This window comes from Nocardia sp. NPDC059195, assembly GCF_042754695.1.
Lineage (GTDB): Bacteria > Actinomycetota > Actinomycetes > Mycobacteriales > Mycobacteriaceae > Nocardia.
The window spans coordinates 347560-373274 of record NZ_JBHZBG010000004.1; the positions used below are offsets into that span (position 1 = coordinate 347560).

Genomic DNA, 25715 nt, shown 5'->3' on the forward strand with positions numbered 1-25715 from the left:
CCGCCGCGGCTACACCAACCAGGCCGCCGCGTTCGGGGGCAACCGATCGTCGGCGACCGGCGCGCTGGACAGCAGCACCTCCCCCGGCGGCAGCTGGATCGGGCCGTCGGAGGCGTTGAGCACGCAGATCAGCCCGCCCGGACGACGGAAGGCGAGGCAGCCGTCGGGACTGCCGTACCACTCGATCCGCTGGCCGGCGAACTCCGGCCGGGTGGCGCGCAGGTCGATCCCCAGCCGGTACAGCGACAGCGTCGAGTGCAGGGTTTCCAGTTGCGCTTCGACGGTGCGCTCGGCCCAGTCGGCGGGGATCGGCAGCCACGGCTTGCCCTCGGTGAAACCGAACGGCGTGGCCGGTCCCTCCCACGGCATCGGAACCCGGCAACCATCACGACCGCGTTCTTGATGGCCCGTGCGCTCCCACACGGGATCCCGCAGGACGTCGTCGGGCAGGTCGTCGACATTGGGCAGGCCCAGTTCGGCGCCGTTGTAGATGAACACCGCACCGGGCAGGGCGAGTTCGACCATCATCATCGCCCGCGCCCGGGCGAGGCCGGTCTTGCCGCCGCCGTAGCGGGTCACCTCGCGTTCGATGTCGTGGTTGGACAGCGTCCAGGTGGGCGGGGCGCCCGCGTCGGCGACGGCCGCGAGGGAGTGGGTGATCGCGTCGTGGACGCCCTGCGCGGTGAAGGGGGTCTCGGCGAGACGGAAGTTGAATGCCAGGTGCAGCTCGTCGGGGCGCACGTACTCGCCGAAGCGGACGTTGTCGTCGACCCACACCTCGCCGATCGACACCGCGTGCGGGTAGTCGTCGAGGACTGTACGGATGCGGCGGTGGATGGCGTGCACGCCGGGGTTGTTGAAGCGGGGATCGTCGTCGTCGTGCACCAGCATCTTGGTTTCGACCTTGGTCATGTCCGGCAGACCTTCTGGTTTGGCCATGCCGTGTGCGACATCGAGGCGGAAACCGTCGACGCCACGGTCGAGCCAGAAGCGCAGGGTCTTCTCGAAATCATCGGCGACCTCGGGGTTGTCCCAGTTCAGGTCGGGTTGTTCGAGCGCGAAAATGTGCAGGTACCACTGTCCGGGGGTGCCGTCGGGCTCGGTGATCCTGGTCCAGGCCGGACCGCCGAAGATGCTCGGCCAGTTGTTGGGTGGCTCGTCGCCGTTCTTCCCGCGACCGTCGCGGAAGATGTAGCGGGCGCGTTCAGGGCTGCCCGGCACCGCCTCCAGCGCCTCGGCGAACCACGCGTGTTCGATGCTGGTGTGGTTGGGCACCAGGTCCATCGTCACTTTGATCTCGCGGTCGTGCGCTTCGACGATCAACTCGTCCAGCGCGTCCAGCCCGCCGAAGAGCGGGTCGATATCGCGTGGGTCGGACACGTCGTAGCCACCGTCGGCCTGCGGTGACCGCATCACCGGACAGATCCACAGTGCGTCGACGCCCAATAGCTCCAGGTACCCCATCTTCTCGCGGACACCGCCCAGATCGCCGACACCGTCACCATCGGAATCGGCGAACGAACGCGGATAGACCTGATAGAACACGGCGGTTTTCCACCACGGAGCGGTGCTTGCTTCCCCCGGCACCGGCGAGGCAGGTGTCTGTGTCACACCCGCAATATTGCCAAAGATCGCCCGCAATATTCATGGGGGGCCGAGACTTTCTGCGAATCCGGCAAATCACCAGCGTTCGCCACGCCACGGAGAAACCTCGTGGTAAAGGAGGGCATCGGTGCGAAACTGGGCCACTATCCGCCGGTCATCAGCGAACACCGGGCACCCACGGGCTCAGGCGAGGCGTCTATGGGGCGTTCTGGAGGGAAGCTGCGGCCATTTGGAAATAGTCCAGCAGGGCCTTGCGGTGTTCGTCGTCCAGGATCGACGGTTCGATCTCGCCGACGGCGATCCGCATGCAGCGCATCCAGGCGTCGCGCTCGAGCGGCCCGATGACGAACGGGTTGTGGCGCATGCGCAGACGCGGGTGCCCGCGCTCGTCGGAGTAGGTGCGCGGACCACCCCAGTACTGTTCGAGGAACATCCGGAACCGGCGCTCGGCCGGTCCTAGATCCTCCTCCGGGTACAGCGGACGCAGGATCTCGTCGGCCGCGACCTCGCGATAGAACACCGACACCAGACGGCGAAACGTCTCGGCGCCGCCCACGGCTTCGTAGAAGGAGGTCGTTGTCTGCTCACCGGTGCTCACGCGTTCCATTGTGCCCCGATCGCCAGGGTCACGAACGCGCCGCCCTTCAACCACAGTTCATCCGGAAGTTTGAAAAATAGCCGTGCAATACCGCCGGAACCATGGTCAACTGGGGGCAGTATCGGCCCCAGATACCACATGATCCTGCCAATCATGAAATTGAGGTCAAGAGGATGAAGCAGCGACCGAGCGCCCGTTCACACGAGGCGCGCACGCATCGACAACTCCAGCCCGCCGACGTCCACAACCGTGGCTCGGGGGCTATTCCGCTGCATATCCTGTCCGATCACCATCCGGGCGCACACGGTCTTCACGACCTGCCGCATCTCCCCGCGCCACTGCACCTCGCCGGAGACCACGACGCCGCCGCATGGCGCAAACGCCGGGTCCTCCTCCTCAACGCCACCTACGAGCCGCTCACCGCGCTGTCCGCGCGTCGCGCTGTCGTACTGCTGATCTGCGCCAAAGCAGACGCCGTCCATGACAATCCCGAAGGACCGGTCCTGCATTCGGCAGGCGCCCAAGTGGCGATTCCGTCCGTCATCCGCCTGCGCACCTATGTGCGGGTGCCCTATCGCGCCCGCGTGCCGATGACCCGCGCCGCGCTCATGCATCGCGACCACTACCGATGCGGGTACTGCGGCGGCAAGGCCGAGACCATCGACCACGTGATCCCCCGCAGCCGCGGTGGCGAGCACTCGTGGGAGAACTGCGTCGCCAGCTGCGCCCCTTGCAATCACCGCAAGGCCGACAAGATGCTGACCGACCTGGGCTGGCACCTGCGCCACCCACTGGTCTCCCCCAAAGGCCCGCACTGGCGGCTGCTGTCCACCACCGCCGATCTGGATCCGATCTGGTTGCAGTACCTCGGCGAAGGAGCCGCCTGACACGCTCGATCGGTTCAGGCGCTCTCGATGACCATCGTCGCCCAGGTTCCCGGTTCGAGCGCTTCGAAGATATGCGGGAGATCACCCAGGTAGCGGATGTAGTCGCCCGGGCGCATCTCGACGGGCTCATCGGCCGGACCGACCATGGCGTGGCCCGCTGCGAGCACGACATGTTCCACGACGCCGGGGGTGTGCGGCTCCGAGCGCCGGATGTGACCGGGTTCGGCCGCGATGCGGTAGACGTCGCAGCGGGTGTGTGACTGGCCCGCTGCGAGCAATGTCACCCGGTAGTCGGCGTCGGCTGCCGGGACCGGCGATCCCTCGTCGGCGCGGATCACCTGAACGTTGGATCGGGGCGGGTCGAGCAGCCGGGAGAACGGCATTTCCAGGGCAACGCACAGTGCCCACAGGGTTTCCAGGCTGGGATTGCCGGTGCCCGATTCCAGTTGGGACAGTGTGGATTTCGCGACACCTGCCCGATTGGCGACCTCGGTGAGCGATAGGCCCGCGCGGGCGCGTTCGCGGCGCAGCGCCGCCGCAATCACCGCCTGGGGCGGTCCGACGACAGGGTCCTGCCGGTCCATCTACGCCTCCTGAGGGCTGGCGATACCGCGTTGACTTTACCCACCAGGTGCGTTCAATATAAACAACATGCGTTCGATCTGGCGAACACTCGACCGGGGAACCGTGGCTGCCGTAGCCGCGGCGTGCCTTGCCGTCGGCTTGTTCGGTGTGTCCTACGGCGCGTCGACGATCGCGGCCGGGTTTCCCATGTGGATGCCGATCGTGATGGCAGTGACGGTGCTCGCCGGCGGGTCGGAGCTGCTGTTCTTCGGGATCGTCGCGGCCGGTGGTAGTCCAGTGGCGGCGGTGGTCGCCGGGCTGCTGCTCAACGCGCGGCACCTGCCGTACGGGTTGTCGGCGCCGGAGGTGTTCGGGCGCGGCTGGAAACGGGTGCTCGGCATCCACGTCCTCAACGACGAGTCGGTGGCCTTCGCCGCGGCGCCGGGCAATCAGGAACGCAAACGCGCCGCGTACTGGGCGTGCGGGATCGGGGTCGCGCTGTGCTGGCCGCTGGGTGCGACCCTCGGTGCGGCGCTGGGTTCGCTGGTGCCGGATACGTCGGCGCTCGGACTGGACGCGGTGTTCCCGGTGATTCTGCTGGCGTTGATCCTGCCCGCGCTGCGCGACCGGGCGACGTTGCGGCCGGTGCTGGTCGGTGCGGGACTGGCCGTGGCCGTCGCGCCGTTCGTACCGGCGGGGCTGCCGGTTTTGATCGCGCTCATCGGGCTGGTCTTCGCATTGCGTCCACCCGCGTCGATCGCGGAGCCGGTGGCGTCATGAGGCCGCTCGACTCGATGCCGGTCCGGCCGACGATGTTCTCGCCCCCTCCGCCCGCACCAGCGGTCGGTGCGGTGGCCGCATGAACGCGCCGTACCTGCTGCCCGCCATGTTGGCGCTGGCCTTGGGAACGTACGCACTGCGCTGGACCGGGCCCGCGATGCGCCATCGACTGCGGCTGTCCCCCAGAGCAATTCACCTCCTCGACACCGGCGCCCTCATCCTGCTCGCGGCCCTGGTCGCGACAGCCACGCTGCCGACCGGCTCCGGCCATCTCGGCATAGCCCTGCCCGCAGGCGTCTGCGTCGGCGGATTCCTCGCGTGGCGGCGCGCCCCCCTGCTCGTCACCGTGCTGGCAGCAGCCACGACAACCGCACTGCTACGCCTCATCGGCGTGCACTGACCCAACCGCCAGGCGACAACACTCCCAACCACACTGTCCACCTCGAGACCGCCACGACCACACTCCAACCACCCCGTACACCCCAGCTCCGCCATGACCACACTCCCACCCACACCGCGCACCCAGCTCCGCCATGACCACACTCCCCCACCCACACCGCACACCCCTGCTCCACCATGACCACACTCCCCCAACCACACCGCACACCCCGAAGACCACAGCCCTACCGCACTCCCAGCCCCACCGTGCACCCCAGGTCCGCCATGACCGCACTCCCAACCCCCACCCGCGACCCCTGGGGAGCGGCGGCCACGAAGTGGCCGGTCCGCGGCCGGGTCGCCGGTTAGCGCTCGAAAGCGCTGAGCCGAAGGCTCTAGTCTCGAGCGCTAACCGGCGGCCCCTCAGGGCCGCGGACACGCGCGCGCCAGCGCGCCAATAAACACAGCGTCAAACCTGCCTGGGACTACCAAATCCCGGACATCCCTAAACCACCCAACTCAACTGGGCGACAAGGGAATCCCACCACCCAATCGCCGTGCAACAGACCCGTACCGAGCATCCAGCCGCAACCAGGTGCGGGTAGCACGCACGCGAACAAGTTCCGAAGGCTGGATCCGCCGTGACTCGGTCTTCTCCCCCGCATGCGGGATGAAATCCATCGCGGTGAGTGCGAAGACGACCCGCATCGGTACCTGGACCTCGATTTCGCCGGGCCCGGTGACGGTGAGAACCGACTGGTCGAGCAGAGAGGCGGGCGGACCTTTGGGACCGCCGTGTTCGCGGGCCACCTCCGCGCCGCGTTCGGCCAGCTCGACCAGGGTGCGCGCGGGGACGTCGTCGACGTGCGTGAAGCCGTCGGTGGGCGGGAGGGCGCCGCGCCAGGCGGAGTCCATCGAGTAGCCGAGGTCGATCGGATGGCCGGTACCCAGCCCCGCGAGGACCGCGTCCGCACCGACGGTGACATCGTCGACGCCCAGCTCAGCGGTGATCGTGCGCACCGCGAGAGTCTCGAAACCCGTTGCCACCCAAGCTGATACGAGGCTGGATCCGCGCCGCCGTAGCCGGACGACAGCGGCCGGGTCGAGACGGATGGCGCGGGTGAGGAAGGTGGCCAGGTTCTCGCGTTCGGCCGGGTCGGGCGTGTGGAGCACCCGCTGTTCGGAGCTCACGAAATCAGACCCGCCACAGTGCCAGGTAGTCGCGTTCGGACTCGCTGAGCCTGCGTAGCCGCTGGGTGTCGATGTCGAACGCGGCGAGCTGGGTGGTCGCCATCACCGCGGGCGGCGAATCGGGGGCCGCACCGCTGGCACGAACCTCGTAGCCGATGGTGAAATCGACCGCGCGCAATTGCTTGACCCACATCGCGATGTCCAGCGGGGTGTCCTCGTGACGCAACTGCCCGCGGTACTTCACATGCAGGTCGACGAGCACACAACCCTGCCGCCCCATCGACGCCGTCGGCTTGTCGTCGTCGAACAGCCACGGAATCCGCGCCTCTTCCAGCAGTGTCACCATCCGTGCGTGGTTGACGTGCTGGAACACATCCATATCCGACCAGCGGATCTCGACCTTCGCGTGAAAACGCTGCGGCAACACCAGATCCGGTGTGGGCGTGGCGGTGTTGCCGTTCGGCGAACTCGTCACCGTGGTACCTCCGATTGGGCGCCCACCCCGCTCACCATGCTCCGCACCTGTCGCGCGGCAACCGACAGTGTGGCGAGGTCGTGGGTCCCGGACTCGAACAATTCCGACAGTGCCGCGCGCGCACGGCCCAGCCGGGACTGGTTCTTCGACTCCCAGTATGCAATTTTCTCGTCGGAGGTTTCCTCCGGGTCACCCGCGGACAGCACATCGAGGGTGAGCGAGCGCAACGAACCGTACATGTCGTCGCGCAGGGCGAGGCGGGCCAGCGCGTGCCAGCGGTCGCCGCGTTCGAGGTGGCTCACCGCCTCGAGCAGCCAGTCGATCTTGAGATGCTCATTGAGCGCGTAGTACAGGGCGCCCACCTCGGCACCGTCGCGATCGGTGATATCGGCGATGTCGACGATGTCGAGCAGCGGGAACAGCCCGAGCAGCCCGAACACCTCCGTGGCCAGGTCGGTCGGTGCGCCGCGGGCGATCAGCTCGGCGGCGCCCTGGGTGAGCGAGGTGACGTGATGCCCGCGCAACCAGCCCGGCACCTGCGGCGCCAGCGCCTGCACCCGGCGGTGATACCGGTTGATCTCGGCGCCGACCGCGATCGGCTGCGGCCGGTTGGTCAGCAGCCAGCGCGATGCACGGTCCAGCGTCCGCTTGGATTCCAGTTCCAGCAGGTCACAGACCCCGGCCGGAGCATCGGCGCTGCGGATGCGCGACCACACGTCGTGCAGCTGGAAGATCTCGGTGGCCGCCGCGAACGCGCGGACGGAGTCGGAGGTGGTGGCGCCGACCTCTTCATTGAGCCGATGGGCGTAGGTGATGCCGCCGTAGTCGACGACCTCGTTGACGATCATCGTGGTGATGATCTCGCGGCGCAGTCGGTGCTTCTTGATCGCCGCACCGAACTGTTCGCGCAGTGGTGTCGGGAAGTAGAGCGGCAGTTTGCTCGCGAAATGGGCACTATCGGGCATGTCGGTATCGAGCAGGTCGGACTTGAGTCCGAGCTTCACGTGGGCGAGCAGGTTGGCGAGCTCGGGCGAGGCGAGCCCGGCGCGCTCCTCGCCGCGGCGAGCCAGTTCGGCAGTCGACGGCAGCGCTTCGAGCTCCCGGTCGAGGCCGCGTCGCTGTTCGAGATCGGCGATGACGCGGCCGTGCACGTTCAGCATCTGGGGCGCGTCGGTGCGTGCGATGCCGATCAACGCGTTCTGATCGACGTTGTCCTGCAACACCATTCGGGCAACTTCGTCGGTCATGGAGGCCAGCAGCGGATTGCGGTCGGCGGTGGCGAGGCCACCGGCACTGACCACGCCGTCGAGCAAGACCTTGATATTGACCTCGTGGTCGGAGCAGTCGACGCCCGCCGAGTTGTCCAGGGCATCGGTGTTCATCTTGCCGCCGGCGCGGCAGAACTCGATCCGGCCGAGCGCGGTGGCACCGAGGTTGCCGCCCTCACCGATCACCTTGACCCGCAGCTGATTTCCGTCGACTCGCACCGCGTCGTTGGACTTGTCGCCCACCTCGGCATTGGCTTCGGTGCTCGCCTTCACATAGGTGCCGATGCCGCCGTTCCACAGCAATTGCACCGGCGCGAGCAGGATCGCGCGCACCAGCTCCGGCGGCGAGAGAGCCTGCACCGAGTCGGGCAGGCCGAGCGCGGTTCGTGCCTGCGGCGAGATCGGCACCGACTTCACGGTCCGCTCGAACACGCCGCCACCCTCGCTGATCAGGCTCCGGTCGTAGTCGGCCCACGAGGATCGCGGCAGCGCGAACAACCGCTCACGTTCGGCGAACGAACTCGCGGCGTCCGGGCTCGGGTCCAGGAAGATGTGCCGATGGTCGAACGCGGCGACCAGCCGGATGTGCGGCGAGAGCAGCATGCCGTTGCCGAAGACGTCACCGCTCATATCGCCGACGCCGACGACGGTGAATTCCTGGCTCTGGGTGTCGATGTCCATCTCACGGAAATGGCGTTTGACCGCTTCCCACGCACCCTTGGCGGTGATGCCCATCGCCTTGTGGTCGTAGCCCGCCGAACCACCGGAGGCGAACGCGTCGCCGAGCCAGAAGCCGTAGCGCATGGCCACGTCGTTGGCGATATCGGAGAAGCTGGCGGTGCCCTTGTCGGCGGCGACCACCAGGTAGGTGTCGTCACCATCGCGGCGCACGACCCGATCGGGCGGCAGCACCGCACCGGTGGCCAGGTCGACATTGTCGGTGACGTCGAGCAGCCCGGAGATGAAGGTGCGGTAGCAGGCGACGCCCTCGGCGATGCTCGCCTGGCGGTCGACGGCCGCGTCACCGATCGGGGCGGGCGGGCGCTTCACCACGAAACCGCCCTTGGCTCCGACCGGCACGATCACCGCGTTCTTCACCGCCTGCGCCTTGACCAGCCCCAGGATCTCGGTGCGGAAGTCTTCGAGCCGGTCCGACCAGCGCAGACCGCCACGCGCTACCGAACCGAACCGCAGGTGCACGCCCTCGACGCGCGGCGAGTACACGAAGATCTCGAATTGCGGTCGCGGCTTGGGCAATTCGGCGATCTCACGGGGCTCCACCTTCAGTGCCAGGTAGTCGCGCGGGCGGCCTTCGGCGTCGAGCACGTAGTTGTTGGTTCGCAGCGTGGCCTTGATCAGGCCGAGCATGGCGCGCAGGATGCGGTCGGCATCCATGCTGACCACCTCGTCGATCCCGGCCCGCACCCGCGCTTCGAGCTCGACGGCGGCCTCGGCGGAGACGGTGGCCGGATCGAATCGGGCGGCGAACAGATCGACGAAATCGCGCGCGACCTCAGGATGAGCCAGCAGCACGCGGGCGATATTGATCTGGGAGTACGGGAATCCGGCCTGTTGCAAGTACTTCGCGTACGCGCGCAGGATCGCGACCGACCGCCATGGCAGACCCGCACGCAGCACGAGTTCGTTGAGGCCGTCGGCTTCGGCTCGGTCGTACCAGACCGCTTCGAAGGCATCGGTGAACCGGGTACGCAACGCGTCGAGGTCGCCACGCGCTTCGAGCAGCGCGGCGTCCAGATCGCCGCCGAGTGCGTTGCGCAGCAGTTCGGGACGAGCCTGCAGGCCGAAATCATAGATCCAGCGCTCGGTGCCGCCCTCGTGTTCGAGCTGGTAGGGCCGTTCGTCGAGCACCTCGACGCCCAGGCTCTGCAGCACGGGGAGCACCTGGCTCAGCGATACACCGGAGCCGGCGATGTAGAGGCTGAACCGCCACGAGCCGGGCGCCGCTTCGGGCCTGCGGTACAGGTGCTGGTCGATACCACCCTCGGCGAGTTGCTCGAGGCGCACGATGTCGGCCAGCGCGCGAGCCGGCGCGAAGTCCTCCTTGTAGCCCTCGGGCAGCGCATCCGAATACCGTTTCACCACAGCGGGATCGAGCACCGTGGAGGACGCGACCGCGTCACCGATCCGGTCGTCCCAGGTGTGGCTGGCGGCGTTGAGCAGGCTCTGCAGCCGCAGCCGGTTGTCCTCGGAGGTGTCGGGGGCAGCCTCGCCGGTAGCCTCGCCGGACCGCATCACCGTGAAATACACACTGGCGAGCTCACTTTCGCTCACCCGCGCCGAATAGTCGATATCGACGCCGCCGAGTTCGGCGACCAGGATCTCCTGCATCTCCAGGCGCACCGCGGTGGTGTAGCGATCGCGCGGCAGATACACCATGCAGGCCACGAAGCGGCCGTAGTCGTCGCTGCGCAGGAAAAGCCGGACCTGCCTGCGCAATCCGACGCCGAGCACCGCGACGGCGGTGCGGCGCATGGTCTCGGTGTCGGCGGAGAACAGTTCGGTGCGCGGGAAGGACTCGATCACCTCGAGCATCGCCTGCCCGGAGAAGGAATCCTTGTCGAACCCGGCGCCCTCGATCGCGGTGCGCACCCGGCGATTGATCACCGGGATATCGAGAACGTTCTCGTGCACCGCGCTCACGGTGAACACCCCGATGAACAGGTGCACCCCTACCTCCGTGCCCGCCTCGTCGACATCGGCGACGCCGACGAAGTACGGGTACACCGAGCGGTGCACGGTCGCGCGCACCAGGCCCTGGGTGAGCAGCAGCAGCGGGCGGTCTTCACCGTTGATGGGCACCTGAAAATCGGTACCGACATCGGGGCGAAGTACACCCAGGCTCGCGCCGGGCACCGCTGTGGACACCGTGTGGCCGTTTTCTACGCCACGCTGGTAGCGGGCATAACCGAGCAGGGTGAAGTTGCCCGCGGCCAGCCAGCGCAGCAACTGCGCGCAATCGGCCACATCGACGCCGGGGAACGGTGTGGAGCCCGCGGCGGCGGCGCGGTCGAGCTCATCGGCGAGCGAGCTCTGCACCGTGGCCATGGCCTCGGTGTCGTCGATCACCTGGCGGACGTCGTCGATCACCTCGGGGATGGTGCGTTCGATGTGATCGAGCTGGGCCCGGCTCGTCGATGGGTGCAACTGCAGGTGCATCCACGATTCGGCCAGCCCGGTCGCGCCGTGGCCGTCCACCTCGTGCGCCGCGGCGCCGGTGAGGTGGCCGTTCTCGTCGCGGGTGACCTCGAAGATCGGGTGGATCAGCTCGGAGACACTCACCTGCATCCGGCCCAGCGCCGCGGTGATCGATTCCACCAGCAGCGGCATGTCGTCGGTGACGACCTGCACCGCCGCGCCCATCCCGGTCCCGTCGTCGGGGTGGTGCACCCGCACCGTGGCCTTACCGGGGCGACGAACGGCGGCCAATTCCATGTGGTGCCGGAAGATCTGGGTGATTCCCGGGATCGGGAAGTCCACGTCACCGGCATCGACGTGTCGGAAATACGCCTCCTCGAGTGTCGCGAGATCGCCGCGCAAGCTTTGCGGCATTCCCGCGGCCCACGCCGCGCTGGAGATTTCCGACGAGACCGTCATCGTTTAGCCCACTCCCATGGATTGTGGTTCGCTTCGATTTCGCAACGCAGGTGACGCATTTTCGAGACTAGCTCTGGGTTCTCGAACGCGCTCAGGGAATTCGGGCTTGCCGCGCCGGTAACTTGCGGAATGCTGGATGAACGCCAGGGGGCACCGGTCGACACAACGCCGACGGCCCGGCAGAGCGACCGTTCACAGATCGTTCCACCGGGCCGTCATGCGGGCCGCGCGTATCAGTCGCGCGTCAGCTTGCGGTGCGTAACACGGTGCGGGCGAGCAGCTTCGGCGCCCATGCGCTCGATCTTGTTCGCCTCGTACGCTTCGAAGTTGCCCTCGAACCAGTACCACTTGGCGTCGTTGTCGTTGTCGCCCTCCCACGCCAGGATGTGGGTGCAGGTGCGATCGAGGAACCACCGGTCGTGGGAGATCACGACGGCGCAGCCGGGGAACTGGTCGAGCGCGTTCTCGAGCGAACCGAGGGTTTCGACGTCGAGGTCGTTGGTCGGTTCGTCGAGCAGGATCAGGTTGCCGCCCTCCTTGAGAGTCAACGCCAAGTTCAGGCGGTTGCGCTCACCACCGGAGAGCACACCGGCCGGCTTCTGCTGATCCGGTCCCTTGAAGCCGAACGCGCTGACGTAGGCGCGCGAGGGCATCTCCTGGTTGCCGACCTGGATGAAGTCCAGGCCTTCGGAGACGACCTGCCAGACGTTCTTCTTCGGGTCGATGCCTCCGCGGTTCTGGTCGACATAGCTCAGCTTGACCGTCTCGCCGACCTTCACCTCACCGCTGTCGGGCGATTCGAGACCGACAATGGTCTTGAACAGCGTGGTCTTACCGACACCGTTGGGGCCGATGACGCCGACGATACCGTTGCGCGGCAGCGTGAACGACAGATCCTTGATGAGCTGACGATCGCCGAAGCCCTTGTCCAGGTTCGACACGTTGACCACGATGTCGCCCAGTCGCGGACCCGCGGGGATCTGAATCTCCTCGAAGTCCAGCTTGCGGTGCTGCTCGGCCTCGGCCGCCATCTCCTCGTAGCGACCCAGTCGAGCCTTGTTCTTGGCCTGGCGGGCCTTGGCTCCGGACCGCACCCAGGCCAGTTCGTCCTTGAGGCGCTTCTGCAGCTTCTGGTCCTTCTTGCCCTGGACCTCGAGTCGCTGCGCCTTCTTCTCCAGGTAGGTGGAGTAGTTGCCCTCGTAGCCGATGGCGCGGCCACGGTCGAGCTCGAGGATCCACTCGGCGACGTTGTCGAGGAAGTACCGGTCGTGGGTGACGGCCAGCACGGCGCCCGGGTAGTCGGCGAGGTGCTTCTCGAGCCAGAGCACACTCTCGGCGTCGAGGTGGTTGGTCGGTTCGTCGAGCAGCAGCAGATCGGGCTTGCTCAGCAGCAACTTGCACAGTGCGACGCGGCGACGCTCACCACCGGAGAGGTTGGTGACCGGCTCGTCCGGCGGCGGGCAGCGCAGCGCGTCCATGGCCTGCTCGAGCTGGGAGTCGACATCCCACGCGTCGGCGTGGTCGAGGAACTCCTGCAGCTTGCCCATCTCGTCCATGAGCTCATCGGAGTAGTCGGTGGCCATCAGTTCAGCGATCTCGTTGAACCGGTCCAGCTTGACCTTGACCTCGCCGAGACCCTCCTCCACGTTGCCGCGGACGGTCTTCTCCTCATTCAGGTCCGGTTCCTGCATGAGGATGCCGACCGTGGCGCCCGCGCCGAGGAACGCCTCACCGTTGTTCGGCCGGTCCAGTCCCGCCATGATCTTCAGCACGCTGGATTTACCCGCGCCGTTGGGACCCACCACACCGATCTTGGCGCCGGGAAGGAAGTTCAAGTACACGTCGTCGAGGATGACTTTGTCGCCGTGCGCTTTGCGAACCTTGATCATCTGATAAATGAACTCAGCCATACGCGGAAGCCTATCGGTGGGAGAAACGGGAACGGGATGCGGAAGGGTCGAGTGCCGCGGAAACGACCCTCATGCGTCGACCTGCTCGGCGCCGTTGGTGCTCGACACCACGTCCGGCGATCGCGCGGCGAGAGGATCCGCCACGGTCGTACAGGCTACGGCAACAGGTTCGGTCGACGCATACCCGGTGGCAGCGTCGTCGACCTTCGGTAGCGCAGCGCCGCGGGGGTCGGAAATATTCCGCACCGCCGCATGCGGCAGCGATCGCATGCCCTCGGACCGGCGAATAACGCTCGCGTGGCATCGCGCCAGATCGGGCCCGACCGCGGCGGCACGCATCTCCAGATCCCGCCGCTCGGTGCCGTCCTTGCCGCGGTACTCATGCGAGCGGAGTTGCCCGTAGGCGATCACCGGATCGCCACGATGCAACGATCGATCCACCCCGGCCACCAGCCTGCGCCAGCACGAGACCGTCAGATACAACGTCCCGTTGTCGGTCCAGTCCCCCGTTTTGGCGTCGAATCGGCGTGAATTGCTCGCCATCCGGAATGTCAGCATCTGCTCGCCGTTGCTGAGATCGCGCCGCACCGGATGGGTGATGACGGTCCCGACCACCGTCGTGTGTGCCTCGTACATCGAAGTTCGCCCCCCGCTCGAATCCACCGTTGTTGCTCTGACCACCCAAGGATGACCTGGCACACGGCGGTACGGGCGATGCCGAGTGAATCTGTGGATGAATCGGGCGGTTGTGGATATCTACCGTGTCAGAGCACGGGGAGCTCGGTGTTCGCCCCGCACAGCACCACAATCGGGCGTACGCCGGGCTCGGGCGTGTACACACCGCTCTGCACGGCGGCCAGCGCGGCGGCACCTTCGAGCTCGACCACCACGCGGAACTCACGCCAGAGGTATTCCCGAGCGGCGGCGACCGCGTCGTCGGCGACCGCGAGCGCGGGCATCTGGTGCCGCTGGGCGATATCGAACGCGATATCGCCCAGTCGAGTCGCGCACAGCAGCTCGGTCGCGCGCGACGGCGCATCGATATCGACCGGCTTGCCCGCCGCGAGCGCCGAGGAGAGAACCGGGATGTGCTCGGATTCGATACCGACGATCTCCCTGCGCTTGCCCAGCGCCGCGCCGAGGCCCGCGATCAGCCCACCACCACCGACCGCGGCCAGCACCGGTGGCCTGCCGCGCACCTGCTCTTCCAGCTCGAGCCCGATGACACCCGCGCCCGCCACCACGGCAGGCATGTCGTAGGCGTGCAGATGGTCGGCCCCGCGCTCGGCGGCCAGGGTGCGGGCCCGACGTTGCGCCTCGGCGTAACTCGTTCCGTGCCACAGCACTTCGGCACCGTGCGCCCACATCGCGGCAACCTTGGTGTGCGGCGCGGATTCGGGCACGACGACCGTGCATTCCTTGCCGAGCTGCGCGGCGGCCAACGCGACCGCGATGCCCGCATTGCCCGCCGAGGCGACAACCACATGGCCGGCCCCGCTGTCGGTGGTGAGCAGGGCGTTGAGGGCGCCACGCACCGTGAATGTGCCGCCGTGCTGCAGGAATTCCATCTTCAGCGATACCGGCACCGGTCCGTCCGGCCCGTCCACACTTGTATGGAACACCGGCGTCTTTCGCACCCGCCCGGCCAGCCGTCGCCGCGCCGCCCGCACATCGGTGCGCAGCACCCGCTCCGGTTCGGCACGCTCGGTCGAATCGTTCGACGGCACACCGAATCGGCTCACCGGCGGACCTCGCCGTCACGACGAGCCAGCTCGGCGTACATCGCGTTGTAGGCGGTCAGGTCGGCGTCGTTGTCGCGATCGGCGGCCCGGTCAGTGCGCTTGGCCAGCTTGGTATCGCTGCGTGACCACTGGATCAGCAGGGCGAGCATCACCACTACCAGCGGAACCTCGCCGCTGGCCCAGGCGAAACTGCCGCCGTTGCGCTGATCGGCGAGCAGGTCGATGTTCCAGCCGAGGTCGAGGGTGCGATAGAACCAGTCACCGAGCACGGTCGTCATGCTCATCAGCGCGATGCCGAAGAACGCGTGGAACGGCAGCGTGCCGAACACCATCGCGAGCTTGGTCAGCGGCGCCACCTCACGCGGCTTGGGATCGATGCCGATCACCACCCAGTAGAACAGGTAGCCGCTGAGCAGGAAGTGCGTGTTCATCATCAGGTGGGCGGCGTGCGAGTCGACATAGGTGTCGAAGATGCCGCCGAGATACAGCGCGTAGAAGCCGGCGACGAAGATCAGCGACGCCACCACGGGCTGAGTGAGGAACCGTGAGACCGGGTTGTGCACGGCCGCCAGAATCCACTCGCGCGGGCCCGGCACCCCGCCGCGCCCGGCGGGCGGGAGCGCGCGCAATGCCAAGGTCACCGCGCCACCGAGGGCGAGCAGGATCGGTGCCAGCATCGACAACGCCATATGCGCGCCCATGTGCACGCTGAACATCGCCGGTGCGTAGCGCCCGACGCCCGACGACGTGGCAAGCAACAGCACCAGGCAGCCACTGCACCAGGCGATGGTGCGCCCGATCGGCCACGCGTCCCCGCGCTTGCGCAGCCGACGGACACCGAGCAGGTAGAGCGCGGCGAGCACGATCGCCAGGGTTCCGAAGATCAGATCGAAGCGCCAGTCGAACAGCAGGCGGCTCACCGTGGGCGGGCCCGCGAGGTTGTAGCCCAGCTCCACCTCGACCGGTGTCGGCACCGCGGTCGGCGGCGGTGGGGGCGTACGGCCGAGGCCGACGGCCAGGCCGATGGTCGCCGCGAAGATCAGCATCTCCACCCCGGCGAAGCGGATGAGCGCACCGCGGTCGCGCGGGTCGGCGGCCAGCGCGGGCAGCGAGGCCCGTCGCTGCAGGTAGCCGATGGCGCCCAGCACCAACAGCGCGGCCGCTTTCGCGAGTACCAGCCTGCCGTACGTGGTGGTGAAAAGGTCCGACACGGGCACCCGCACCCAGGCATTGACCACGCCGCTTATGCCGATCACCACGATCGAGATGGTCGCGGCCACCGAGAACCGCCGGGCCGCGACATCGGTATTCGCGCCGCCGCGCATCGCGTGTGCCAGCACCGCGACCAGCCCGCCCACCCAGACCGAGGCCGACACCATGTGCAGGATCAGCGAATTGGTCGCCACGTCATGTGAGCCACCGGAGGACGAATGCCCGGTCAGTGCCAGCGGCATCATGGTCACCAACGCGCCGACCAGCAGCACCGGCGTCCAGCCCCAGCGCAGCGCGCACCGGCACCCGATTGCCACGATCAGCGCGAACAACACCGTTGTCCGCCAGGCACCCGCCACCTCGACCTGCGTGATCACCGGCCACAGCACTTCGGGTCGCCAGATCGCGCTCACCGGCTGACCGGTCGTATCCGACACCGTCAACGGCACCAGCAACGCCGCACTCGCAGCCCACATCAGCGCGGCGTCCGAGGCCCGCCGCACCGCCCGATACCCACCGACGTCGAGCAGACCGCCGTCCCGCGGGGGCAGCAGAAACGCCGCGAACAACAGCGACCCGACAGTCACCGCGGCAGCCAGATCGGCCACCGCACGCAGCGCGGGCAATCCATATGTTGTCAACGCCCCCGGATCGGGTATACCGAGCAAACTGAGCGCGTGCGCCGCCGACAACCCGACCACTATGGCCGCGACTACCGCGGCGATACACCCGGCCACGACGCTGAGCACACCGAACGACGCCGCCGGACCCGTCTCCGCCGGGGGTCCGCCGTCGATGGCGGGTCCAGCGGAGGGGTCCTGCGATAACGACATGACAACGAGGGTAGTTCGACGTGCCCGGCCACGCCCCGATGGGGCGCCACACCCGAGCCCCCGCTCGACGATCCGGTCGGTCGCTATACTTTTCGAGCTGGACAGCGTGGCCGACTTCGGCCAAGGTGGATGCGACTGCCTCCGTAGCTCAGTTGGATAGAGCAAGAGCCTTCTAATCTCTAGGTCGCAGGTTCGATTCCTGCCGGGGGCGCAAATGGCTCCTGACCTGCATTAATTGCCGGTCAGGGGCCATTCCTGACTTCACCACAATGCTCAAACAGCTAGAAACTTTGCAGGTAGAGTGGTCTCATGGGCCAGGACCTCGACGACATAGACGAGCTGCTCGAGGACTTCACGAGCGAACTGCGGCAGCAAAACAAGGCCAAGGGAACAATCGACCTCTACGCCAGGGACGTCGGATACTTCCGCAAGTACCTGATCAGCGAGAACCTGCCGCCGACACTCGAATCCCTGACGCGTCAGCGGCTCGGCGGATACATCGAACACACGCTCAATCGCCTGAATCAGCGCACAGGAAAACCCGTGACACCGGAGTATGCGCACCGCCAGTACCGCAGCCTGCAGCAGTTCTGCAAGTACCTCGTTCGCGAGGAACTGCTCGAGGTGGACCCGTTCGCGAAGATGTCGCCTCCGATCGTTCCGGAGAAGAAGATCCCAGTTCCTCCCCTGGACGCACTGCGCAAGATGCTCGCCGACTGCGACGGCACAACCTTCGAGGACCGCCGCGACACCGCGATCATTCGGCTTATGGTCGACGCCGGCCCCCGAATCGGCGAGGTGGCCAACCTCGACATCGATGCACTCGACTTTGCCGAGAACACCGTGACAGTGCTCGGCAAGGGACGCCGACCGCGCACACTTCCGTATGGCGACAAGACTCGCACCGCCCTACGGAGATACCTGCGTATCCGGTCGAAGCACACATTCGCGGTAAACGACAACCCCGCCCTGTGGCTCGGCAAGGCCGGTGCGATGACAGCCTCGGGCATTCAGCAAATGATCGAGCGGCGCGCCCAAGCCGCGGGAATCGACCACATCCATCCGCACCAGCTCCGCCACTTCTTCGCCCACAACTGGCTCGCCAACGGCGGCCAGGAGCAAGACCTGATGATGCTGGCAGGCTGGCGATCTCGTCAGATGATTAGCCGCTACGGTGCATCAGTCGCCGATGAGCGCGCCCGAGATGCCCATCGACGCGCCCGGCTCGGTGATCAGCTGTAGCTGCTGATACAGGTCAATCAAGCCCCTACCAGCTGATTCATGCCTCGACAGTGGCGAATCATTCGCCGCGAATTGGTAGCCCTTTTCGCGCCGAGTGCGACAACCACCCAGCACTGCAGGAAGGTCCGGTCAGCGCCGGCGCATGCTTGCACGGTAGGGAGAGACGTCTCGTTCCTCGATGTCCCACTTGGCAGGGGGATACAACTGACGGACAGTGTCGATCTCACCCGTCACGCCCGATATGACCACCGGGCCATCACCGAGCGCGATCTTTGAGGTGAGTCGGTACTCGGTACCGAAATCAGCGAGCCCTTCGGCCGTACCGATCGCGTAGGCGCTGATCGCGCGGCGGATTACGGCGGATAGCGTCTCGCCGTTGCGGCTGGCGGCAGCCATCGCCGCGGCCCATTCCTCGTCGGGCACACGGATTGTGCGCCGCGCAACGCCTCCCTCATCGATAGCCATGGCGCCAATTCTCGCATCCGTCATGACGCAGCCGAGTGTTCACGGCCTGCACGATGGTGCCGTACTCGGCACGAGCCGGAGCAGAAGCGCCGCGGCCTGCCGGTTGTGGGCTGCACGATCGGGGCGGCACATCCTGGTGCCTGGCAACGGGTTTCGTTACACGCCTCGACGGCGGAAAGCTCGGCGATGAGTTGGCGGCCGAGGAATTCGGTGTAGGCAGGTGGGATGGCTTCGGCGAGTTCGACGCGATCGGAGGTCCAGTCGATGCCCATCGCCGACTGCCATTGCCGGACAGTGCCTTTGCCACCTCCCTGCCCGTAAACGGCTACATAGGGGCCGTCGAATCGTTCCCCATGTCGGTAGCCCGCAACCCTGCCGCGGTGCGCGACGTGGGCCGGCTGCGGCATCGACCAGCCGCCCAATTCGAAGTAGCGGTGCCGGATCACCCCGAGTCCGAACATTTCCCCACACAGGGTGAGATCGCGACGCAGCTTAGAGCCCTGCACGTTCTCGATCACGGTCGGAACGTTCAGTCGGGCCAGGGCTTCCTGGGTGTTCGGAATCAGCTGTGGATACTCGCGGCCTTGATTGGTACCAGCAGTGAGGGTGCACGACGCCTGACACGGCGGACTGGCGTGGACAGCGTCGAATTTGCTTCCATGTCTGGCCAGAAACTCAAGCGCGTCGGCCCTGTGGAACTCGAACGGATAGTTCGGCTGCGGTTCGATATCGACACCGACCACGTCGAAACCCGCCCGGTGATACCCCGCCGCTGCACCACCAGCACAACAGAACAGATCCAGCAATCGCGGTCGGCGCCTGTTCCGAACAGACAACGCAGGGACCGAAAAGAGCCGGTTCGTCATGACGTAATTTTACCATCTGTCATGACGGCTCGTGCGGAATCGTGGCGATTCCGAGTCAGATTCACCAGCGATGACAACACAGTTTCGTTACATCAACGAATGCGAGAGTTGCTGGCTCACAGGCATTTCCGGAGCGCTGCGAAAGATCACTAACCGGTAGCTGCCCTCGTGCCGCAAGGTTGCCGACGGACACGACACCCGACGGGGGCGCCACCTCGGGCCGCCTGCTCGTGGCTGCGGTAGACCGCTTATCGGTCCTTGCCTTGCCCACCCTCTTGGGCGGCCTGCCCCCGCGGCGAGCGGATGCCTTTCCGCGGCCACGGCCGCGATCTCCCGATCCTGAGCGCTGCTCGGCCTGTGTGGTGTCTGTCCCTCTCGGTGTGGCCTGATGGCGTCACATCACCACGGCGGCGGGCGTCAAGGGTGGCCCTTGGGCCATCGGCGTGCCGACGCCGAAGGCGCCCTTGATGCTTGTTGCCGTGGTGATAGCCATCGAGCAGGCCGCGCCGAGAGGGACAGACACCACGCCCCCGCGATGGACCGCGCGACCTCCGGTCGCGATACCCGCCACCCGGCGCCAGCCCGCGCCGCACAGCTCCCGCTGACACACGAGCCAGCGCACCACGCACCCACGCACACGCGCTACACCACCACACCCACCACGACAACCGCGGCACTACACCGCAGCCACGCACACACGACGCCACCACCGTCACCGACTCCCAACGCACCACGCACCCAAACCCACCGATGTACTCCCAACGCAACCCATGTCTTTTTCTTTTTTCTTTGTCACTACCTACCACCCACCCTCCCTGACTTCTTTTTCAGATTTTTGATTGATTCCCCCCACCCCCTTCCACATCTCACTTTCGTTTCACGTAGTGAAAGTGAGATGTGGAAGGGGGTGGGGGGAATCGAGCGAAAATCTGGGCGCGAATGCGCAGGTCAGGGAGGGTGGGTGGTAGGTAGTGACCCGCCAGAAACTAGCCACAACTTCTGACACTTATTGTCTCGGCGTTTGCTGAGCCTTTGGCTACTTTTTCGCACCACTGACCTGCACCAAGATCGAATCTCCGTGGCAAGCGAGCGCAGCGAGTGCGGCAGCACCAAGAACCCGACCACGCTCGAACCGACAGCCGAAACACGAGACCCGGCCCTTCCTCGGCTGGACATTGTCCGCCCGACTGCCGGGCCCCTCAAGGGCGCTGCGCGTCGCCTCCGGCGATGGCCCAAGGGCCACCCTTGACCGACCCAACAGCCGGGCTAAGCAATGCCTTCGGAGGAAGGGCCAGGGGAACAGTCGGGGGAGCAGCAGGCCGAGGACAGTTCCACGACTGCCGACCGAATCCGGACACGAAAAAGCCCCCGACCCGTAGGTCAGGGGCTTTTCGTCTGGGCTGCGGTTACGCGGCGGGCGGGATGTAGGCGCCCAGGTCATAGATCCGGCCGTAGCCGCCACCGGCGACCGGGCCGACGTAGAGCAGCCCTTCGAGGCGACCGCCGACAGCGACACCGGCCACCCGCGCCCGGCGCAGACCAGCGCGAACCGCGCGCTGCACGTCACGGTCCAGGGTGACCACGCGCAGCCCTTCGTCCTGATCGTCGACGTAGTTCTCGGGCGCGATCTCCACGACCAGCTGCGAGTCGATCACCGGGTCGCCGGCCTCGGCCACCATCGGCTTGCGGTCGATCCAATACAGAGGCAGACCCTTGCCGTTGCGGCGGTGACGGCGGATCACGGCGATGATCTCGCCCGACACCCCGGCCCCAGCCTCGATGTCCTTTCCGAACGGGTTGGTCGCGCCCGCGCTCATGATCTCGGCGTTGATCTGGTCCAGGTCGGTCAGTGCGTTCGTCATTGTTTCTGTCCTTCGTTCGTGTGTTGGTTGAGGTGAGAAGTAGGCGGGGCAGGCTCGACACCTGCCCCGCAGTAACCGGTCAGCGAATGAACGTGAGCACCTCCGCTCCGGTGTCCACCGGCTCGGTAGACGCCAGGATCTGACCGACCCGAGCTTTGGACAGACCGACCGCGTCAGCGATCTCGCGGTACGACTCGCCCTCGGCATGGCGGCGCCGGATCTCCGCATCACGCTCGGCGAGCGGGTCCAACACCGGGGCGCTGTCCAGTGCGGCCAGTGCGGTCGTCAACCCGCCGTCCAGTGCTGTCCGGTCGCTGTCCAGTGCTGTCCACTCGGCGTCTACCGGTGTCGAGCCGCCGTCTAGTCCGGTCGCGGGGCTGTCTACCGGGCTCGGCGGGGTCCGGGGAACCTCGATCAGCGCCGTCAGGCCGTGCGTGGCGGCCAGACCGAACAGCGGGGCGGCACCGGCAACGGCCGCCGCGATGGCCGCAGGCAGAAGCCGCTGACCTGATTCCGCAGCGTGTAGACCATTTCCGACCACCGAAATCAGCTCGGCGGCGAACAGCTCACCCCAGAAGAACCACTTCGTCGCCACGGGGATCTCAATCTCCAGACGGGCCCGGCGCTGGAGCGAAACCAGCGCCACAGCCGACTGGACAATCGCTCCGTCGACGAAAATCGGGCCCGCCCACGCTAGACGGCTGTCAATCCCGGCCATGACAGCCAGCTCGGTCAACGCCGCGAACGACCACGCGAACGCCCCAAAAGCAATAACGATTGTCATCGCCAGTGCTGTCAGTTCGGCAGCGTCTCGCTTGTCACTAGACACCGGCTTGACCGGCTGTACAGCGGTTGTACGGGTGGTGCTCATCGGTCGTGTCCTTCCCACTCGATCGCGGCGAACGCGTTGACAGGCACGTGCACCAGGCGCTCCTGGTGGTCGTGCAGGGCGTGCCCGGCGAGCTGATCCAGGGCATCGTCCAGGTCGGTGGCCATCTCCCGGTTACGGTCTTCAAGGTCGGCGACCTGCTGCTCCAACACCGCGATCCGGGCGTGCAGATCGGTCTCCGGATCTGCGACGACCTCGGCCTGCGGCGAGCGGTGCAGCGGGATCACCTTGGCCAGCGTCACGGCCTGGCCGTGCTCGGCGACCGCGGTCGCCGGCATCGTCGACTCGACCGCTGCCGCGCTCACCTGTCCATCCCTTCTCGCTCCATACCGGCAGCGAATGCGTTCACCGACTGGGCGGCGTTGCCGAATGCATTCACCGCGCTGGTGCGGTCTGCGACACTGGCCGCGAAGGCCGGGACCGGGCGTGCTGGATCGTTGCGGGAGGCATCCCAGCTCGGTAGCCCAGCCTCGAAGTGAGTCAGCGGGTTCGCGACCGGCGGGAGCTCGGGGATCGGGGAGCTGCTGTCCGCGGTCGCGGTTACACGGTCGATGACCTCGTCGACGTCACGGACGTAGATCCCGCGCGACATGTCGCGACTGTGTTCGAGCGTGCGGCGCTGCAACGGCGTGGTGCTGGTGTCTGCCAGCTGGGCCGCAGCGGCGTCGGGATCGGTGTGCCACAGCTCCTCGGCCTTGTTGATGGCGACCCACTCGTCACCGAACCGGTGGTCTTCGTGATCCAGCCACACCCCCTCGTACTCGTTGGCGTCGAGCTGATCGGCGGGGTCGTACTCCTCCGGGTCGCCGCGGTAGAGCTGCGCGACGCGTTCGTAGTCGGTGCGCATCTGGGCCTCGATCTCGCTCTCGGTCTCGGAATCGAGGACGTGGGCGGCGGGGGTAATGTCGGTCATCGGTTCGTGCCTTTCGAAACTGCTGTTCAGGGAAATGGTTGGTTCGTGGCCGGGCCAGTAGCCCTTGTCGGCCAGCTCGCGTGCTTGCATGTGGGAAGACCAGCGAGTGGTGTCCATGTCGGGCGGCCGCAATCCGCCCGGCATGGTCTTCTCGTGGGCCTGTTTCATCGCTTCCGGCGCGAAGATCCACGCGCTGTAGATCTCGTCGAGCTCATGCCACCGGGGCCCGACCTGTGCATCGGTCGCCCATCGGGCGCGGACCTCGGCCGCCTGCAACTCCGGCAGCACCGGGTCTGCGGTGAGCCGGGCGAAGTCGGCCCGCCACAGCACCTCGTTCTCGTCGGCAACCCGGTCGGCGTAGCGGGCGATGAACGGGTCGTCCAGGTCGTCGGTGCTCATCGCTCATGCCCGTCGCGCTCGGTCTCGGGGGCGAACGCGTTCACCGACGTGCTGGCGTTGTTGAACGCGTTGACCGGCGTCCCGACTTCGGCGGCGGATTTAGTGGGGCGGTCGACTTCCTTTTGCTCCGGACGCGGGCTCTTGGTTACTGAGGTGGTCTCGGCGCCGACCGGATCGGCCAGACCAGCGTCCACAAGCCTGTCGTGTGTGAACACCGCGTCCCGTACTCGGGCCCGGGTCTCCTCGGAAACACCGATAGTCGCCAGCGCGCCGTCCAGGGCACCCCTTCCCGCCAACAGGGCCATGACCTCGTCGATCTTCTTGTTCGACTCGGTATTCGTCCCTTTTGCGGCGGCAGTCGGGGTAGTACTCGCCTGACGCGCCGCGCTACCGAAACGTTCCTTCGCCGGCGTCATCGACGCGACCTTCTGCACCGCCTGGTCCCGCTCGCCACGGAACTTGTCGCGGTCGGCGAGGGCCTGGTCCCGCTCGGCGGTCAGCGCTGAAAGCTGCCTGGTCAGCTCAGCATTGCGGTCGGTCAGGTCGCCGTTGTGCTCGATCGACAGGTTGTGCCGCTGCCGCAAACTGTCGCGGTCACCCGCCACCCGCGCGGCGGCGGAACGGGACTCCTCAACTTCCCGATGCCACAAGGTCACCTGCTCGTTGAGCGCCCGGTTCTGGACACCCGCCGGTGTACCGCTCATGCGGTACAGGCTGGTGCTGCCGGGGTATTCCCAGTCGACCTCGGCATCGTCGATATCGAGCTCGACTCTCTCGCCGGCATTCCATTCGGCGCATTCGATGGTGCGGTCCGCGTATTGGAGTGCACCATGCTCATCGGTGCGCACGAGGACGCGCTCGGCCCGCACTTCGCGGCCGGTGACCGGGTCGGTTCCAGCAATCGAGATCTCGGTGCGGTGACCGGCTCGTGTGGTGCCCGACTCCACCTCGATTTCGTGATCGCCTCGCCACCAGGAGACAGCCTGGGAAGCGAACATGTGGTCACCGTGAACCGACCGGGTGTTGCCCCCGGGATCCTGGCCGTACCGCGGGGCGACCTGCACGCCCACCGATTCAGTCGTGGCAGGCACCCGCGCCACGGCCGACTCGGCGTGTGCCAGCGCCACGGTCTCGCTCGGGTGCCAGCTCGACGACGGCTCCCACCCTGCATAGACCGTGACCTCGTACTTCGAGTTCGCGACGATGTTGTCGCGTTCATGGGCGACCTGCCGCAACGGAAGGCCAGCCGCTCTGACTTCGCGGGCAGCTGCACGCATTTCACGGTCGCGACGTGCCATCGTCACCGCATCCGCGGTGCCGACTCGACGCAACGCCAGCTCCGCACCACGCAGCTGCTGGACCGCGTCCTGCTGTACTGGGTTCATGTCCTCCCACGCCAGCGGCGGGCGGGCGTTGAGGCGGGCCTGCTCGCGGTTGCGCTGCGCGACCAACACGCGTTCGTTGGCCTCGCGGCGCCCCTGAACCCAGGTCTCCGACCGCACCGCCGCGGCTCGCGCGTTGCGCGCCTCGTCGGCGTCCATCGGCTTGAACACGGCCCCCAACGGGCGGGAGGGGTGAGCCTGAACCTGCGACAGCGCCTGCGAGACCTGCCCACGCTGCTCGAACGAGAGCGGCGAAGCGTGCGCTCCGGCCTCGATCGCGTACCGGATCCGCGCCAACCGCTGATGATCGACCTCGGCCTGGTCTGAGGTATAACCAGGCGACTGTCGGCGCTCCTGCTCGGCGAGGACTTCGGCGTGATAGTCGTTGACTCGTTTGGTGCTCCACGCCTGCGCCATGCGCTGCTCGCCGACCTGCGTACGCAGGGTCTCGACCAGTTCGCGGCGCTCCTTGCGCGAGAGCTTCGGCATCTTGGTCTTACCCTGACGGCCACTGTGGGAGGCAATGAATGCCCGTGCAGCGGCCATGATCTGGCCTAGCGCGCGACCGGTGTCGCGGGTGATCTCGTCCTCGGTGGACGGGCCGCCGTTAGCGTGGCCACTATTGCTTTCTGACGTCAT

Annotated in this window: 22 protein-coding genes and 1 tRNA gene; 5 read left to right on the forward strand and 18 right to left on the reverse strand. The window is 66.8% G+C overall.

The features are described 5' to 3' along the window. Positions 1-9 precede the first annotated feature (9 nt). Positions 10-1611 (reverse strand): alpha-amylase family glycosyl hydrolase, encoded by a 1602-nt coding sequence (locus ACFXKN_RS08715; RefSeq protein ID WP_378972001.1) that lies wholly within the window; start codon positions 1609-1611, stop codon positions 10-12. A 190-nt stretch (positions 1612-1801) separates the two neighbouring features. Further along, on the reverse strand, positions 1802-2212 hold the full coding sequence (locus ACFXKN_RS08720; RefSeq protein WP_378971995.1) for a globin: 411 nt from the start codon (positions 2210-2212) through the stop codon (positions 1802-1804). 164 nt (positions 2213-2376) lie between these two features. On the opposite strand from ACFXKN_RS08720, the gene ACFXKN_RS08725 reads away from it, so the two are divergent. Next, positions 2377-3090, forward strand: coding sequence for an HNH endonuclease (locus ACFXKN_RS08725; protein WP_378971991.1), 714 nt, complete (start codon positions 2377-2379; stop codon positions 3088-3090). Positions 3091-3104: 14 nt separating this feature from the next. On the opposite strand, the gene ACFXKN_RS08730 is transcribed toward ACFXKN_RS08725, so the two are convergent. Beyond that, complete coding sequence (locus ACFXKN_RS08730; protein ID WP_378971985.1) at positions 3105-3674, reverse strand: helix-turn-helix domain-containing protein; 570 nt, start codon at positions 3672-3674, stop codon at positions 3105-3107. A gap of 67 nt (positions 3675-3741) precedes the next feature. Between ACFXKN_RS08730 and ACFXKN_RS08735 the strand changes: the two genes are divergently transcribed. Together ACFXKN_RS08735 and ACFXKN_RS08740 are read left to right on the forward strand one after the other, a co-directional pair. After that, complete coding sequence (locus ACFXKN_RS08735; protein WP_378971976.1) at positions 3742-4434, forward strand: AzlC family ABC transporter permease; 693 nt, start codon at positions 3742-3744, stop codon at positions 4432-4434. A 79-nt stretch (positions 4435-4513) separates the two neighbouring features. Further along, the gene (locus ACFXKN_RS08740; RefSeq protein WP_378971970.1) at positions 4514-4834 is read left to right on the forward strand and encodes an AzlD domain-containing protein; all 321 of its coding nucleotides are present in this window, start codon (positions 4514-4516) and stop codon (positions 4832-4834) included. Between the two features lie 497 nt (positions 4835-5331). On the opposite strand, the gene ACFXKN_RS08745 is transcribed toward ACFXKN_RS08740, so the two are convergent. The 7 genes from ACFXKN_RS08745 to ACFXKN_RS08775 all read right to left on the reverse strand — a co-directional run bounded on the left by ACFXKN_RS08745 (position 5332) and on the right by ACFXKN_RS08775 (position 17058). Further along, the gene (locus tag ACFXKN_RS08745; RefSeq protein WP_378963548.1) at positions 5332-6003 is read right to left on the reverse strand and encodes a hypothetical protein; all 672 of its coding nucleotides are present in this window, start codon (positions 6001-6003) and stop codon (positions 5332-5334) included. Between the two features lie 4 nt (positions 6004-6007). Then, entirely contained in the window at positions 6008-6478 is a 471-nt protein-coding gene (locus ACFXKN_RS08750; protein ID WP_378963546.1) for an acyl-CoA thioesterase, read from the reverse strand. Next, complete coding sequence (locus tag ACFXKN_RS08755) at positions 6475-11361, reverse strand: NAD-glutamate dehydrogenase (protein WP_378963544.1); 4887 nt, start codon at positions 11359-11361, stop codon at positions 6475-6477. The genes ACFXKN_RS08750 and ACFXKN_RS08755 overlap by 4 nt, the downstream gene beginning before the upstream one ends. Before the next feature lie 233 nt (positions 11362-11594). Then, positions 11595-13271: an energy-dependent translational throttle protein EttA gene (gene ettA / locus ACFXKN_RS08760; protein WP_378963543.1), complete on the reverse strand. Its 1677-nt coding sequence runs from the start codon at positions 13269-13271 to the stop codon at positions 11595-11597. 69 nt (positions 13272-13340) lie between these two features. Continuing rightward, positions 13341-13907: a single-stranded DNA-binding protein gene (locus ACFXKN_RS08765; protein WP_378963541.1), complete on the reverse strand. Its 567-nt coding sequence runs from the start codon at positions 13905-13907 to the stop codon at positions 13341-13343. 128 nt (positions 13908-14035) lie between these two features. After that, positions 14036-15013, reverse strand: a complete 978-nt coding sequence (locus tag ACFXKN_RS08770; RefSeq protein WP_378963540.1) for a serine/threonine dehydratase — start codon at positions 15011-15013, stop codon at positions 14036-14038. Then, a complete protein-coding gene (locus tag ACFXKN_RS08775) occupies positions 15010-17058 on the reverse strand; it encodes a cytochrome c oxidase assembly protein (RefSeq protein WP_378963539.1) in 2049 nt (682 codons plus the stop codon). Before ACFXKN_RS08775 ends, ACFXKN_RS08770 begins: the two co-directional genes overlap by 4 nt. Before the next feature lie 137 nt (positions 17059-17195). On the opposite strand from ACFXKN_RS08775, the gene ACFXKN_RS08780 reads away from it, so the two are divergent. Continuing rightward, positions 17196-17269 (forward strand) — tRNA-Arg (locus tag ACFXKN_RS08780). Positions 17270-17367: 98 nt separating this feature from the next. Further along, on the forward strand, positions 17368-18300 hold the full coding sequence (locus tag ACFXKN_RS08785) for a tyrosine-type recombinase/integrase (protein WP_378963538.1): 933 nt from the start codon (positions 17368-17370) through the stop codon (positions 18298-18300). Positions 18301-18429: 129 nt separating this feature from the next. Here ACFXKN_RS08785 and ACFXKN_RS08790 read toward each other — a convergent pair whose 3' ends face one another. From ACFXKN_RS08790 to ACFXKN_RS08825, 8 genes are all read right to left on the reverse strand, one after another. Beyond that, complete coding sequence (locus tag ACFXKN_RS08790; protein ID WP_378963537.1) at positions 18430-18765, reverse strand: hypothetical protein; 336 nt, start codon at positions 18763-18765, stop codon at positions 18430-18432. Positions 18766-18785: 20 nt separating this feature from the next. Further along, positions 18786-19283 carry a hypothetical protein gene (locus ACFXKN_RS08795; protein WP_378963536.1) on the reverse strand — a complete coding sequence of 166 codons (498 nt, stop codon included), beginning with the start codon at positions 19281-19283 and terminating at the stop codon, positions 18786-18788. Positions 19284-20025: 742 nt separating this feature from the next. Continuing rightward, complete coding sequence (locus tag ACFXKN_RS08800; RefSeq protein ID WP_378963535.1) at positions 20026-20157, reverse strand: hypothetical protein; 132 nt, start codon at positions 20155-20157, stop codon at positions 20026-20028. 880 nt (positions 20158-21037) lie between these two features. Continuing rightward, entirely contained in the window at positions 21038-21493 is a 456-nt protein-coding gene (locus ACFXKN_RS08805) for a hypothetical protein (protein ID WP_378963534.1), read from the reverse strand. 79 nt (positions 21494-21572) lie between these two features. Further along, positions 21573-22364 (reverse strand): DUF2637 domain-containing protein, encoded by a 792-nt coding sequence (locus ACFXKN_RS08810; RefSeq protein ID WP_379432807.1) that lies wholly within the window; start codon positions 22362-22364, stop codon positions 21573-21575. Then, positions 22361-22687, reverse strand: coding sequence for a hypothetical protein (locus tag ACFXKN_RS08815; RefSeq protein WP_378963533.1), 327 nt, complete (start codon positions 22685-22687; stop codon positions 22361-22363). Before ACFXKN_RS08815 ends, ACFXKN_RS08810 begins: the two co-directional genes overlap by 4 nt. After that, positions 22684-23694 carry a hypothetical protein gene (locus ACFXKN_RS08820; RefSeq protein ID WP_378963532.1) on the reverse strand — a complete coding sequence of 337 codons (1011 nt, stop codon included), beginning with the start codon at positions 23692-23694 and terminating at the stop codon, positions 22684-22686. The genes ACFXKN_RS08815 and ACFXKN_RS08820 overlap by 4 nt, the downstream gene beginning before the upstream one ends. Continuing rightward, a complete protein-coding gene (locus ACFXKN_RS08825) occupies positions 23691-25715 on the reverse strand; it encodes a hypothetical protein (protein WP_378963531.1) in 2025 nt (674 codons plus the stop codon). Before ACFXKN_RS08825 ends, ACFXKN_RS08820 begins: the two co-directional genes overlap by 4 nt.

Excerpts from the sequence above, each read along its gene's own strand:
- ACFXKN_RS08720 (WP_378971995.1), bottom strand. The coding sequence starts at position 2,212 with ATGGAACGCGTGAGCACCGGTGAGCAGACAACGACCTCCTTCTACGAA.
- ACFXKN_RS08725 (WP_378971991.1), top strand. The coding sequence starts at position 2,377 with ATGAAGCAGCGACCGAGCGCCCGTTCACACGAGGCGCGCACGCATCGA.
- ACFXKN_RS08730 (WP_378971985.1), bottom strand. The coding sequence starts at position 3,674 with ATGGACCGGCAGGACCCTGTCGTCGGACCGCCCCAGGCGGTGATTGCG.
- ACFXKN_RS08735 (WP_378971976.1), top strand. The coding sequence starts at position 3,742 with ATGCGTTCGATCTGGCGAACACTCGACCGGGGAACCGTGGCTGCCGTA.
- ACFXKN_RS08740 (WP_378971970.1), top strand. The coding sequence starts at position 4,514 with ATGAACGCGCCGTACCTGCTGCCCGCCATGTTGGCGCTGGCCTTGGGA.
- ACFXKN_RS08755 (WP_378963544.1), bottom strand. The coding sequence starts at position 11,361 with ATGACGGTCTCGTCGGAAATCTCCAGCGCGGCGTGGGCCGCGGGAATG.
- ettA (WP_378963543.1), bottom strand. The coding sequence starts at position 13,271 with ATGGCTGAGTTCATTTATCAGATGATCAAGGTTCGCAAAGCGCACGGC.
- ACFXKN_RS08765 (WP_378963541.1), bottom strand. The coding sequence starts at position 13,907 with ATGTACGAGGCACACACGACGGTGGTCGGGACCGTCATCACCCATCCG.
- ACFXKN_RS08775 (WP_378963539.1), bottom strand. The coding sequence starts at position 17,058 with ATGTCGTTATCGCAGGACCCCTCCGCTGGACCCGCCATCGACGGCGGA.
- ACFXKN_RS08785 (WP_378963538.1), top strand. The coding sequence starts at position 17,368 with ATGGGCCAGGACCTCGACGACATAGACGAGCTGCTCGAGGACTTCACG.
- ACFXKN_RS08790 (WP_378963537.1), bottom strand. The coding sequence starts at position 18,765 with ATGGCTATCGATGAGGGAGGCGTTGCGCGGCGCACAATCCGTGTGCCC.
- ACFXKN_RS08805 (WP_378963534.1), bottom strand. The coding sequence starts at position 21,493 with ATGACGAACGCACTGACCGACCTGGACCAGATCAACGCCGAGATCATG.
- ACFXKN_RS08810 (WP_379432807.1), bottom strand. The coding sequence starts at position 22,364 with ATGAGCACCACCCGTACAACCGCTGTACAGCCGGTCAAGCCGGTGTCT.
- ACFXKN_RS08820 (WP_378963532.1), bottom strand. The coding sequence starts at position 23,694 with ATGAGCACCGACGACCTGGACGACCCGTTCATCGCCCGCTACGCCGAC.
- ACFXKN_RS08825 (WP_378963531.1), bottom strand. The coding sequence starts at position 25,715 with ATGACGTCAGAAAGCAATAGTGGCCACGCTAACGGCGGCCCGTCCACC.